Origin of the sequence: Pseudomonas entomophila (assembly GCF_029478665.1) — a bacterium.
GTDB classification, from domain to species: domain Bacteria; phylum Pseudomonadota; class Gammaproteobacteria; order Pseudomonadales; family Pseudomonadaceae; genus Aquipseudomonas; species Aquipseudomonas entomophila_F.
The window spans coordinates 108,357-121,359 of the sequence record NZ_JARPQB010000011.1; the positions used below are offsets into that span (position 1 = coordinate 108,357).

Sequence of the window (13,003 nt, forward strand, 5' to 3'; positions counted from 1 at the left end):
AATGGATGCAATGACAGCGAAGAAGATTCTCATGCTGGTGGGTGATTACGTCGAGGACTACGAGGTGATGGTGCCGTTCCAGGCCCTGCGCATGGTCGGCCACACCGTGCATGCGGTGTGCCCGGAGAAAGTTGCGGGGCAGACCGTGCGCACCGCGATCCACGATTTCGAGGGCGAGCAGACTTACAGCGAGAAGCCTGGCCACAACTTTGCCCTGAACTTCGATTTTGTCCAGGTGCGGGCTGAAAGTTACGACGCGTTGCTGATCCCGGGTGGACGGGCACCGGAGTACCTGCGTCTGGACGAGCGAGTGCTGACGTTGGTCCGGGCGTTCGACAAGGCGGACAAGCCGATCGCGGCGGTCTGCCATGGCGCTCAGTTGCTGGCCGCGGCCGGGGTGCTGGAAGGACGTGAGTGCAGCGCTTACCCCGCCTGTGCTCCGGAGGTGCGCCTGGCGGGCGGGCGTTTCATCGATATCGCCGTGGATCAGGCCCATGTGGATGGCAACCTGGTCACCGCGCCGGCCTGGCCTGCGCATCCCGCATGGTTGGCTGCATTTCTGAAGGTGCTGGGGAAGATTCCTCGGTAATCGCGAAGGGGAGGTGCTGACCTCCCCGTTCCGGGCGCAATGATTGCGGTGATGGAGAAATACCTGTCGCGCAGGGGAAAGGCCGCAGGGCAGGGTGGGTGCTAGGGTGGACCTCAGTCATAGCCATCGACAGGATGACCGCCCCGCATGGAAATCCGCTTGCTCCATGGCGCCGCCATCGCGCCGTACATCGATGACCTCGCGCGTCTGCGGCTGACGCTGTTTCGCGAGTTTCCCTACCTGCTGGACAGCTCCCTGAATCACCAGGCCGATTACCTGGCCAGCTACGCCGAGTCCGGGCGCAGCCTGGTGGTACTGGCGCTGGACGGCAACCAGGTGGTGGGCGCCGCCACCGGCCTGCCGCTGGTGGATGTCGATCCCGAGTTGCAGCAACCGTTCCTTGCCCAGGGGCGTGACCCGGCTTCGGTCTACTACTTCGGCGAGTCGATACTGCTGCCGGCCTATCGTGGACAGGGGCTCGGCGTGCGCTTTTTCATCGAGCGCGAATCCTATGCGCACAAGCTGGCCGAGTTCGACTGCTGCGCGTTCTGTGCGGTGGAGCGTCCTTCCGGACACCCGCGGCGTCCGGTGGACTACAAGCCATTGCAGGGTTTCTGGCGCAATCGCGGCTTTCTGCATGAGCCGTCGTTGCGTACGGCCTATCGTTGGCGGGATCTCGACGAACAGGCGCAATCGGCCAAGATCATGTCGTTCTGGCTCAAGGCGCTACCGGTGTGAACAATGGTTTCAGCGCTTCAGCCGGGATGATAGAACCGTCCCGTCGCATGCTCATATTCCGGGTGATCGGAAAAGGCGCTTCGTTCGCCCATGAGACGGCGCATGAACGGGATTCTCTGTGTGGGGGCGGTGGTCCAGACATTCGAATGGGCGAAGGTTTGCGAAGGTTTCAGGTCGTACACAGCAATTACCTTGTCATAGCCGTAAACCGGGCGCCGCAGGATATCGGCGAGTCTTTGTGCCGCCCCGCTTGACCCCCCCTCGCAGGCGACCAGGAACAACGGCTCCGCCGGGTCCACTCCCTGCAGTCGTGGAGCGATTTCCTTGACTGCCAACCTTACCGGATCGACCATCTTTCCTCGGGCGTTCATCAGCTGTCCATTGCTCGCACCATGGGTCTCCAGTGCCCTGTAGCGGCCCAGGAAGCGCTCGTGCCAGACCACGTCGTGAGTGGGGCGGCCCTTTACCCACTGTTCATACAGCACTTCGCTTTTGCCCGCCGAGCGCACAGGGGCACTTTGCGGCGATGAACGGGTGGCATTGCGCCTGCCTGCGTCGGCTATCCTGCGCGCCCGACCTGGTAAACGCAGGCTGTTGCCGCTCAGTCGTGATGCTCCCGCGCCAAGCAACGCGCCGGTTACCATGCTCGCGGCACCTGTGCCGATGGAAATCCAGCCTAGAATGCTGGCGGCATTTTCATCCTTGTCACTGGCTTGCATGGCCATGGCCGCCACACCTGTCGCGAGTGAAAGCGTGTTCAATGCGGCCGTGGCGACTGCCATTGCTGCGCTGGCACTGAGCCCGCCGGCAGCCAACAGGGCGGGCAAGGCGGTCCCCAGGCTGGCAACGGTGGCGATCAGGCCGATGGCAAGACCGGCGCCGGTCAGCACCCAGCTCTGCCAGCTGTGGCCATCTGGGTCGCAGCGGTTGATCGGGTCACCTGCGCAATATGCGTAGGGGTTGATACCGCCGCGGCCAAAGGGGCTCTCGCTGTCAGGTGCAAGGAAGCACATCAGCAATGGATCGTAGGGTCGATACCCCGCCGGGATGATCCACCCGGTCAGTGGCTCGTGCCGCTCGCCGCAATAGCCAAAACGCGTCTGTCCAGCCTGTCCAGGTTCGGTGCCATAGCTGCCGTAACGACGGCTGCGCAAGTGGCTGCCGGCCTCGAGGCGGACACTTCCCTGGCCATCGCAACCGAGCAGGGTGCTTTGGCGCACCCCGTTTGTTATCCGGTTCACGGCGAACAGGGTGGTGCCATCACCGACAAGTTCCAGACGTTCACCCTGTTGTCGTTCATGGGTCAGTTGCGAACCGCTGTAAAAACTGCGGATCAGGGTGTCGTCGACTACCCGGTCGCACAGCTGACCGCTGGGGCTGTAGTGATAGTGACAGGTGCTTCCCCGGTAGCTGACGCTGGCCAGGCGATCCTGGCTGTTCCAGGTCAATTGGCGACCGAGGCTATCGCTGATCACGCGGCCGCAGGCGTCGTAGGTGAGTGTGATCTCGGCTGGCCAACTGGGGTGGGTGTGATTGATCGCGATGATTTGCGTCGGGTCGCTTTCGGCGTAGCGGAAGGTGGCGGAGTCAGCGCTACCGTCGGCGAAAGTGCTGAGCACTTCGCACAATCCATCGACGGTGTTGAAGGCAAACCGCTGCTCGACGACGGCGTTGCCGAAGGGATCCTGCGCGGCGGCGTCAGTATTGGCGGTGTAATGCACCAGGCGACCGCGCAGATCGTAGGCGAAGTGTTCCTGTGCCTTCTTGCCGGTTTCCTCCCAGGTGCGTGAAACCAGTTGATCCAGGTTGGAGTAAACCTGGGTCTGGACAAACGTATGCATCTGTCCCGCTTCGCTGACGCTGAAGGTGCAGCGGGTCTCGCGACCCAGGCCGTCGTACTCCAAGTGTTTGCTCAGGGTCTTGCCGCTGACCAGATCCTGGGTCGTGATGTTCGAGGGGCGTGACAAGGCATCGTAGGCGAATGTGGTACGCACTTCGCCGGCCTGGATACGCCAGACTCGCCCGAACTCATCATGCGTGCGCTGATGCTTCACGCCTGCGGCATCGGTGAAATCCAATGGCTCCCCAAGCAGCGAATGATGCCAGCTGGTGCTGTGGGTCTGGCCGTCCACCGTCCAGCTGTCCTGTTGCAGTTGGCCGGATGGGGCGAAGTGCCATTGTTGTTTATCGCGTGTGCCAATGGCCTGGATTGGTCGGCAGAATCGTTTGTGGTAGTTCAGGCGTTCGCTGGCTTTGCCCTCGACCTCGATGGCGAGCAGGGCATTGCCCAGTTGGGGTTCGTAGTTGTACGTCACGCGTTTGCCGTCGGCCAAGGTATTGGCGGTGGGTGGCAATTGGCCCGGTTGGTAGTGATAGCGGGTGGTGCGCCCGGCCACGCTGACGGAGCGCTGACGCCCAAGGCCATCATAGGTCTGGCGACCCATTTCGATCAATTCGGCGGTCATGGCTGGTGCTCCTTTGCTGGGGTGACGGTGATGGACTCGATGTGCTCGGCATCGCTGTGGGCGGCGAATGTCCAGGACAGACGGGTGCCATCGGCCTGGGTGTTCTGAGTGACGCGCCCGTAGTGGTCGTAGTCGGTGAGGGTGATGATGGAGGGGGTACCCGTGGCCTCGATGCGCTCCTCGATGACCCTGCCCAGGCCATCACGCACCTGCTTGTGGCTGCGGATCAGTTTGCCGTCTGCCGTCAAGTGTTGCTGTTCGATGGGGGCACCCGCGGTATCGCGTATTACCACGAGCTTTGGCCCGGTCAAGGTACCGGCTGATTGCCATTGCTCGCTGCGCAGGGCGATTGGGTCGTTATGCTGATGGTTGCTGATGCCCTCGGGGCTGGTGCTGAGCACGGGGTGGCCCCAGTTATCGTAAGTCGTCGTGCTGGTCAGGCTGAGCACCGTTCTGTTGCCTGTTCCAAGCCAATCCTGTCGGGTCTGGCTGACCGGGCGACCAAGGGCGTCGTAGACCGTGTGCATGACTGCACGGAAGGTCCCAGGAGCATGATCGAGGTCCTCACGTTCCTGTCGTACGATGCGGCCGTCACCATCGAGCCACTGTCGCTGGCGGCACCCGGTGGCGTCGGTCTGTTCGACCATGACCGGATTGTCCTGAGGGTTGGCGCGGACCGTGCGCGCCAGGGTGTCGTCCAGGTGGTAGCGGGCGGTTTGCTCCGTCTGGTAAGGGCTGCCGGCAGCGTTGACGGTGCGGATGATGCGGCCCAGGGCGTCGTAATCGTGGCAGGTGCGGACGCCGGCGCGGTCACGCACCCAGGTAGACTGGCCGCTTAGTAGAGACTGCGCGCGGCTGTCGCTGACACAATTTTCTTCGTCGTTCTCGAAGCCGGTGATCGTGGTGGTACTGATCAGTTCGCCGTTGCTGACCCTGTACTGATAGCAGGTGGTGGTGGCTTTGCCGTTGAGCTCGGTGGTGCTCAGGGCTTCGCGGCCGTAAGCGACGCCAGGTGTCTTGATATAAGACAGGCGGGTCTGCTCCAGAACGCGATCACGCTGCTCGTCCAGCAAGCATTCACTGGCAACCAGGATATGCGCAGGCGCGCCCTCGATCAGCGAGGGGAGCAGTTCGTAGGTGTAGGCGGTGCTCAGGGTCGGTGCGTTGCCAGGGGCAGCGGCAGGCCGGGTGATTTTCTTCTTGATCGAGCGGATCATGCCCAGTGGGTCCTGCGGGCAGCCTTCGGCACCCTCGGCCGGATAGTACAGGGTGACTTCCTCGATACCGCTCGGGTAGTTCACACAGGTGATATTGCCGAAGTCGTCATAACGGTAGAGGGTGGTTTCCGTGCGGCTGGCACCAGTGTGGGCATGGTCGGTCCAGGTGGTCGAGACCTCGTGAGCTAGCTGGCAGCAGGGGGGTTGCTGTTCCCAGGTCAGCTTGGGATCGATGCCATAGCGGGTGTTCTTGCGGGTTTCGTGGTTGCCCAGGCGGGTCGTTTCACTGACCAGCAGGTGAAAACGGTCCCATACCCGTTCGATACTGCCCAGGTCATGCCCTTTGGCATCGGCAAGCGTTTCGATGCACTGGTACTGATACTCGCGCTCTACCTGGTACAGGTTGTCCCGCCCTGTTTGCCAGGAGAGGGCCTGCTGGCTGCCAAAACCCAGGTAATTGGTCGTACCGAGCCATTGGTAGTGATGTATCCGCTCGTTACCCGGCGTGCCGGTGCCGTGGCTCCATGACAGCACCCGCGGCAAATAAGGGAACGGTGCATCGGACGGCAGCTGGTGCCCATGGCGACCGGTCGCCCAGGTGATGGTGTCATGCGCACCTAGCGGGCTGTGCACTTCACAGGGCAATAACAGCTGCGAGCCATCTGCCAGGGGCGCTGTGTCGTATTCGATGCTGATTGGGGAGTCAACATTGGGCAGATGGACCTCGACCAATCGCTCATTGCTCAGCACCAAGCGCAACACCGCCGCCTGGATGGTGTGCGGGTTGATGGTAAGCGCTATTTCATCTTCCAACTGCTCCACGCTCAGCAGATCGCGCTGTTCATCGCGGATGCACTGGAGAATGGAGTAGCCGTCATTGCCGTAGGGTGCCCAGTCGATAAACAGTCGATTACCTTCTGGGGAATGCATTTCCTCGACCAGATAGCGGCCAGTGGCTTCTTGCTCACGCAGGATTTCACGTTCGCCGGACTTCTTGTCCACTCGAAAATCACCGTCGGCCAGCGGGGTGACTCGCAGTGTCTTGAGTTTCTGGTCAATAAAGGTCAAAGGTGTACCGGGGAGGAAAGTGGAGGCCTCCTGGTCGATGGCGTACTGTTCGCCGGAAGCGAGCCTGAGTCTGTGCTGGTCCAGTTCGGACAGGCCCAGGGTCCAGCCCATTCCGTAACCTCTGTTGGCACGGGAGGCCAGGAGGCTGAAGGCCAGGGTGACCGACAGGGCGGGACCACGGAGCTGGTTGGCTGGGGGGAGTGGCAGGGCGAGCGCCAGGGTGAACTGACCCGTACGGTTGTCCACGCCGGTTTTCATAAAGTCCAGGAAATTACTGGCCTGGGTATGCAGGCTTGACATGGTGAGCGTCTCAGAAACACGAAGGATGGAATAGAGCCTCATTGCGAGGCTCTGAAGCTTGATCTCAGGCTTGGGGCTGGATGAGACGGTACTTGGCGCTGCGACCTGACTCGGTGGCGACAAATTCGACGCCGTAGGCATTGCCGTGCTTGTCCAGCACGGTCCATCGACTGGCGTGTTCTGCCCGATCACTGTAATGGCGGCGGTAGAAGCGCTGGTGGTAGAGGCTCAGGGTCATATGGTTGGGCCGGTTGGTGAAGAGCGGTTGCGCCTCTCCCGTGTCGAGCTCAACCGTTTCGTTCACGCCATAGGCTTTCACGTGGCAATGCTGGCTGTAGTCATTGGTGCCGGTAAACGAAATCAGCACATGCTCCCAGTTATGGCGCCAGTAGAACGCTTCGCCGGAGGGGGTGGCATGGGCGCGGCTCTCAACGATGCTGTTGCGCGGGTCGCTGCAGCCGAAGTGGCCTATCTGGTACTCGAACTCATCATCGTGAGCACCTTCTACGTGGTAGGTTTCGCTGGTCTTCTCCAGTTCCAGATTGAACATTGAAATATGCGGCTCGGGCGCTGCAATGGATTCGATGATCACGGAGGACTGGAAGGGCGCGCGCGTGGTTTCGAAATGCGTCTCGGGGTCTTTCCAGATGCCGGCATACAGGGTGCTCAACGTGCCGCCGGCGAGGGTGGAGCTGACATAGAAGCGGCGCCGGAGGGTTCGCGGGGTCGACTGCAGCAGGGCGCTTGGCGCCGTACCGGAGGCGGCATGGTAGACGAAGCGTGGATCACGCTGGTCGCTGACCTGAAGATCGCCTTGCAAGTCGCGTGGGATGCCGTCGTCATCGAGGACGACAAGCTGCAGGGTGGCAAGCTGTTCTGCGGTGATCTCCTGGCCTTTGCGCGGTTCGATACTCAGGGTGACCTCGACTTGCTGACGACCATTGGCATAGACACGGTTGGCGTTGGAGGTGATGGCGACTTCGAAGCGGCTGAGCCATTGATTGGCCTGTTGCGTGTGGTTCATGAGGGCTTCCTGTCGTGGGAGAAGGGCCTCATTAAAGTGGGAACAGGGCCGCTGGCTGCGTTACATAAAGCTCAGCGTGATCACCCAGAAGAAGGCCGCAGGGAGGCAGCCGCGAGTGCTTGGGGGGCACAGCCGCTGGATAGAAATCCTCGTGCAACAGCCAGTGCACGGGCAAAAAAAAACCGCTCCAGGGGAGCGGCTTTTTGCCTACGGCAGGGGGGTTACTTCACTTCCACCGCCAAGCTTTCGGCGATCTTGCTCTGCCACAGCGCGGGGCCGGTGATGTGTACCGACTCACCCTGGCTGTCCACCGCGACGGTGACCGGCATGTCCTTGACCTCGAACTCGTAGATCGCTTCCATGCCCAGCTCGGCGAAGGCCAGGACCTTCGACTTGCGGATGGCCTGGGCCACCAGGTAGGCGGCGCCACCCACGGCCATCAGGTACACGGCTTTGTTGTCCTTGATCGCCTCGATGGCGGTCGGGCCACGCTCGGACTTGCCGATCATGCCTAGCAGGCCGGTCTGCTCGAGGATCTGGCGGGTGAACTTGTCCATGCGGGTGGCGGTGGTCGGGCCGGCAGGGCCTACCACTTCGTCACCGACCGGATCGACCGGGCCGACGTAGTAGATGAAGCGGCCTTTGAGGTCGACCGGCAGCTCCTCGCCACGGTTGAGCATCTCGACCATGCGCTTGTGCGCGGCGTCGCGGCCGGTGAGCATCTTGCCGTTGAGCAGGATGGTCTCGCCCGGTTTCCAGCTGGCGACTTCTTCCGGGGTGATGGCGTCCAGGTTGACGCGGCGGGCGCTTGGGCCGGCTTCCCAGACGATTTCCGGATAGGCGTCCAGCGACGGCGCTTCCAGCTCGGCCGGGCCGGAACCATCGAGCACGAAGTGGGCGTGGCGGGTGGCGGCGCAGTTGGGGATCATGCACACCGGCAGCGAGGCGGCGTGGGTCGGGTAGTCCATGATCTTGACGTCGAGCACGGTGGTCAGGCCGCCCAGGCCCTGGGCGCCGATGCCCAGCTGGTTGACCTTGTCGAACAGCTCCAGACGGATCTCTTCGAGGCGGTTCTGCGGGCCACGGGCCTTCAGCTCATGGATGTCGATGGACTCCATCAACACTTCCTTGGCCATCACCGCGGCTTTCTCGGCGGTGCCGCCGATGCCGATGCCCAGCATGCCAGGCGGGCACCAGCCGGCGCCCATGGTCGGCACGGTCTTGAGCACCCAGTCGACGATCGAGTCGGACGGGTTGAGCATGGCCATCTTCGACTTGTTCTCGGAACCACCGCCTTTGGCAGCCACGTCGACTTCGACCTTGTCGCCAGGGACGATCGAGTAGTGGATCACGGCCGGAGTGTTGTCCTTGGTGTTCTTGCGGGCACCGGCCGGGTCGGCCAGGATCGAGGCGCGCAGGACGTTCTCGGGCAGGTTGTAGGCGCGGCGCACACCTTCGTTGATCATGTCGTCGACGCTCAGGGTGGCGCCGTCCCAGCGTACGTCCATACCGACGCGGATAAACACGGTGACGATGCCGGTGTCCTGGCAGATCGGGCGGTGGCCGGTGGCGCACATGCGCGAGTTGATCAGGATCTGGGCGATGGAGTCGCGCGCGGCGGGCGACTCTTCACGCAGGTAGGCCTCGTGCATCGCCTGGATGAAGTCGACGGGGTGGTAGTACGAAATGAATTGCAGGGCGTCGGCGACGCTCTGAATCAGGTCGTCTTGCTTGATCACGGTCATGCAGCGCGCTCCTCTTGAAGACGGGAACATTCGAAAAGGCATTCCGACAGTGCACACCTGTATGTCAGGAACGCCTGGCAAGGCGCCGGCTGGTCGGGCCGGCACAAAAAAGGCGCGGCAGTATACCGTGCCCCGCCGTGGGAAACACCTGCACGTGGTCTGGACCAAGGTCGGCAGGGCGCGGGCATCCTTCTTGCTGGCGCCGTAGAATGAGAAAAGAACGACCCCAACCCCGTAGGAGCCGGCTTGCCGGCGAACCGATCTCGAATCAGCCCCCTGGAGAACACATGCCCGAACTTTGCGTGGGCGAACACCGCTGGACAGTGCCGGCCGCCAGCAACTTGCTCGACGCGCTCAACGACGCGGGCTGTGCCGTGCCTTACAGCTGCCGTGCCGGCAGTTGCCATGCCTGCCTGGTGCGTTGCCTGGATGGGCTGCCCGAGGACGCCAAGCCCGAGGCGCTGGCGATGGACAAGCGTGAGCAAGGCTGGCGGCTGGCCTGCCAGTGTTCGGTCAGCGGTGACCTGCGGGTGGCCTTGTTCGACCCGCAACGCGACGGCCTGCCAGCATTGGTGCGTGAACTGGCCTGGTTCGGCGATGTGCTGCGCCTGCGCCTGCAACCTGACAGGCCGCTGCGCTACCAGGCCGGGCAGCACCTGGTGCTGTGGTGCGGTGAAGCAGCACGGCCCTATTCATTGGCGAGCTTGCCTGGGGAAGAGGACTTCCTGGAGTTCCACATCGATTGCAGTCGTCCCGGCGCATTCTGCGACCGGGCCAGGCAACTGCAGGTGGGCGACGCAATGAGGCTTGGCGAGTTGCGCGGTGGCGCATTGCACTACGACCCGGACTGGCATGGGCGCCCGCTCTGGCTGCTGGCGGCGGGTACTGGGCTTGCACCGTTGTGGGGCATTCTGCGCGAGGCGTTACGCCAGGGGCATCAAGGGGAGATCAAGGTGCTGCACGTGGCGCGCGATCAGGCAGGGCATTACCTGGCCGAGCCGTTGTCGCAAATGGCGGGTGTGAGTGTCGAACTGGTGCTGGCGGATCAGCTGGAGGACGCGTTGGCGAGGTTGCGGCTGTCATCGCGGCAGACGATGGCGCTGGTGTGCGGGAGGCCGGGGAGTGTCGAGCGGTTTGCGCGGCGGCTGTTCATTGCCGGGGTGCCGCGCAATCAGGTCTTGGCGGATGTGTTCACCGAGCATGCCTGACGTTTCTCGGTGAGCAGCGCTGGCCGTTTCGCCGGCAAGCCGGCTCCTACGGGGGATACACCGTATCCGTAGGAGCCGGCTTGCCGGCGAATGCGGGGTCAGCCGACCAGCGGATCACCGACGTGCAGGATCTTCATGCCGTTGGTGCCACCGATGGTGTGGTAGCTGTCGCCCTTGGTCAGGATCACCCAGTCACCTTGCTCCACCAGCCCACGCTTGAGCAGTTCGTCGACGGCCGCCTGGCTCACCTTGTCGGCCGGCAGCGAAGCCGGGTCGAAGGCGATCGGGTAGACGCCGCGGAACATCGAGGCGCGCGCTTGCGTTGCGCGGTGCGGCGACAGGGCGAAGATCGGCACGTGCGAACGCAGGCGCGACATGATCAGCGGGGTGTAGCCACTTTCGGTGAGGGCGATGATCGCCTTGACGCCCGGGAAGTGGTTGGCGGTGTACATGGCCGCCAGGGCGATGCTCTCGTCGCAGCGCTCGAAAGTGGTGTGCAGGCGGTGGCTGGACTTCTGGTTGGTCGGGTGCTTTTCAGCGCCCAGGCAGATGCGCGCCATGGCCTGGACGGCTTCGATCGGGTAGGCACCGGCGGCGCTTTCAGCCGACAGCATTACCGCGTCGGTGTTGTCGAGCACGGCGTTGGCCACGTCGGACACTTCGGCACGGGTCGGCATTGGGTTCTGGATCATCGACTCCATCATCTGGGTCGCCACGATCACCGCCTTGTTGTTGCGGCGGGCGTGCTGGATGATCTTCTTCTGGATACCGATCAGCTCGGCGTCGCCGATTTCCACGCCCAAGTCGCCACGGGCCACCATCACGGCGTCGGAGGCGGCGATCAGGCCGTCCAGCGTCTCGTCATCGGCCACGGCTTCGGCGCGTTCGATCTTGGCCACCAGCCAGGCGCTGCCGCCGGCTTCGTCGCGCAGCTTGCGGGCGTATTCCATGTCCTTGGCGTCACGCGGGAACGACACGGCCAGGTAGTCCAGGTCCATTTCCGCGGCCAGCTTGATGTCGGCCTTGTCTTTTTCGGTCAGGGCTGGCGCGGTCAGGCCGCCACCTTTGCGATTGATGCCTTTGTGGTCAGACAGCGGGCCACCGACGATCACCACGCAGCGCAAGGCGTCCGCGGTGGCGGTCTCGACGCGCATGACCACGCGGCCGTCGTCGAGCAGCAGCTCGTCACCGACGCCGCAGTCCTTGACCAGGTCGGGGTAGTCGATGCCGACGATGTCCTGGTTGCCTTCGGTCAGCGGGTGGGCGGTGGAGAAGGTGAAGGTGTCACCGACTTTCAGTTCGATGCGCTTGTTGGCGAACTTGGCGATACGGATCTTCGGACCTTGCAGGTCGCCCAGCAGCGCAACGTGGCGGCCGTTCTTGGCGGCGATGTCGCGGATCAGGCGGGCGCGGGCCTTGTGCTCGTCCGGCGTGCCGTGGGAGAAGTTCAGACGTGCCACGTCGAGGCCGGCGAGGATCAGCTGTTCGATCACTTCCGGCGAGTTGCTGGCGGGGCCAAGGGTGGCGACGATTTTGGTGCGGCGGATGGACATGCACAGACTCCTATAGTGAAGCGCAGCGAAAGGCTACTCCTGAATCTCGCTGTAGTCATTGTTCCGTTGCACTACCTGTGCACGCGTGTGGGTGGCGTTTGAACGGTCGAGGTATGCTTGCAAATGCCTGTGAAGATTTGTCGAGAAAGGCCGATACACTGCCATCAAAGGAGAATTCCCATGCGCACCCTGATCGTTTTGACCATGGCGGCCAGTGTCGTCGGCTGCACCCGCTGGTCCATGGACCATCACCTGAACAACGCCTACCGCGCTTACGACCGTGGCGACTGCTCGAAAGTGATGCTGGAGCTGTCGCAGGTCGACCGCACCAGCCGCGCCCGCCCGTTCATCCACCCGGAAGTGTCGCTGCTGCGCGGCCAGTGCCTGGAGCGCCAGCAGCTTTTCGTCGATGCGGCGCAGACTTATCAGTACCTGATCCAGCAGTACCCGCGCAACGAATACGCCTACCGCGCCCAGGCCCGCCTGCAGACGCTGGAGAAGCTGGGCCACCTGCGTGGCACGGAAGCGGCGGTGGCCAATCCGGTGAACACTACACCTTGGCGTTAATACCAAGGTTTCCATGATTTCATGTAGAGGGTGCCGCCGACTGGGCTAATCTGTTAAACATGTTGTATCGATTATCGCCAGTACCTTGTCTTCCTGGCTCCAGGTACAGGAACGCGCTGCGACCATGTTCATCGAACGCCATATCCAACGCCATCAGCTCCCCTGCGTGCTCAAGGTCTTCAACCGCTTCACCGACCAGCAGATCGGTTACCTGGGCAACGCATCCGAAGATGGCCTGATGCTGATCAGCCAGTTGCCGGTCCTGGTAGGGCCGGACTTCGAGCTGCAACTGCGCGTGCCGCTGGCCGGCGGCGGGCTGCAGTTCATCAACCTCACCGCCAGTTGCCTGTGGTGCCGCGAAGACGAGACGCCGGGGCACTACGATGCCGGCTTCATGCTGCTGCAGGCCCCCCAGGAATACGATGAGTTCGTGCGCTCCCTGCGTGTCTTCTTCAGCTTCCGCCCCGTGAATGCTTCTGCCTGAGCGCTGGCCCAGGCCCCACACAGCCCGCTAGACTCTGGTCGACCT

The 13,003-nt window shown here is 62.9% G+C and carries 10 protein-coding genes; 5 read left to right on the forward strand and 5 right to left on the reverse strand.

Translation table 11 applies throughout. The features are described from left to right. Positions 1-10 precede the first annotated feature (10 nt). Both P5705_RS07770 and P5705_RS07775 read left to right on the forward strand, forming a co-directional pair. Positions 11-589, forward strand: coding sequence for a DJ-1/PfpI family protein (locus P5705_RS07770; protein ID WP_277460260.1), 579 nt, complete (start codon positions 11-13; stop codon positions 587-589). Positions 590-736: 147 nt separating this feature from the next. Further along, complete coding sequence (locus P5705_RS07775; RefSeq protein WP_277460261.1) at positions 737-1,327, forward strand: GNAT family acetyltransferase; 591 nt, start codon at positions 737-739, stop codon at positions 1,325-1,327. A gap of 17 nt (positions 1,328-1,344) precedes the next feature. Here the strand turns inward: P5705_RS07775 and P5705_RS07780 are convergent, their stop codons facing one another. From P5705_RS07780 to P5705_RS07795, 4 genes are all read right to left on the reverse strand, one after another. Then, on the reverse strand, positions 1,345-3,792 hold the full coding sequence (locus P5705_RS07780) for an RHS repeat-associated core domain-containing protein (RefSeq protein ID WP_277460263.1): 2,448 nt from the start codon (positions 3,790-3,792) through the stop codon (positions 1,345-1,347). Next, positions 3,789-6,377 carry a hypothetical protein gene (locus P5705_RS07785; protein ID WP_277460265.1) on the reverse strand — a complete coding sequence of 863 codons (2,589 nt, stop codon included), beginning with the start codon at positions 6,375-6,377 and terminating at the stop codon, positions 3,789-3,791. The genes P5705_RS07780 and P5705_RS07785 overlap by 4 nt, the downstream gene beginning before the upstream one ends. 64 nt (positions 6,378-6,441) lie before the next feature. After that, positions 6,442-7,401 carry a hypothetical protein gene (locus P5705_RS07790; protein WP_277460266.1) on the reverse strand — a complete coding sequence of 320 codons (960 nt, stop codon included), beginning with the start codon at positions 7,399-7,401 and terminating at the stop codon, positions 6,442-6,444. 221 nt (positions 7,402-7,622) lie between these two features. After that, positions 7,623-9,146: a fumarate hydratase gene (locus tag P5705_RS07795; protein WP_277460268.1), complete on the reverse strand. Its 1,524-nt coding sequence runs from the start codon at positions 9,144-9,146 to the stop codon at positions 7,623-7,625. A gap of 287 nt (positions 9,147-9,433) precedes the next feature. On the opposite strand from P5705_RS07795, the gene P5705_RS07800 reads away from it, so the two are divergent. Next, entirely contained in the window at positions 9,434-10,354 is a 921-nt protein-coding gene (locus tag P5705_RS07800; protein WP_277460269.1) for an iron-sulfur-binding ferredoxin reductase, read from the forward strand. A gap of 98 nt (positions 10,355-10,452) precedes the next feature. On the opposite strand, the gene pyk is transcribed toward P5705_RS07800, so the two are convergent. Then, on the reverse strand, positions 10,453-11,907 hold the full coding sequence (gene pyk / locus P5705_RS07805) for a pyruvate kinase (RefSeq protein ID WP_277460271.1): 1,455 nt from the start codon (positions 11,905-11,907) through the stop codon (positions 10,453-10,455). A gap of 180 nt (positions 11,908-12,087) precedes the next feature. On the opposite strand from pyk, the gene P5705_RS07810 reads away from it, so the two are divergent. Beyond that, the gene (locus P5705_RS07810) at positions 12,088-12,474 is read left to right on the forward strand and encodes a tetratricopeptide repeat protein (RefSeq protein ID WP_277460272.1); all 387 of its coding nucleotides are present in this window, start codon (positions 12,088-12,090) and stop codon (positions 12,472-12,474) included. 124 nt (positions 12,475-12,598) lie between these two features. After that, positions 12,599-12,958: a PilZ domain-containing protein gene (locus P5705_RS07815; RefSeq protein WP_277460273.1), complete on the forward strand. Its 360-nt coding sequence runs from the start codon at positions 12,599-12,601 to the stop codon at positions 12,956-12,958. The last annotated feature ends 45 nt before the right edge of the window (positions 12,959-13,003 follow it).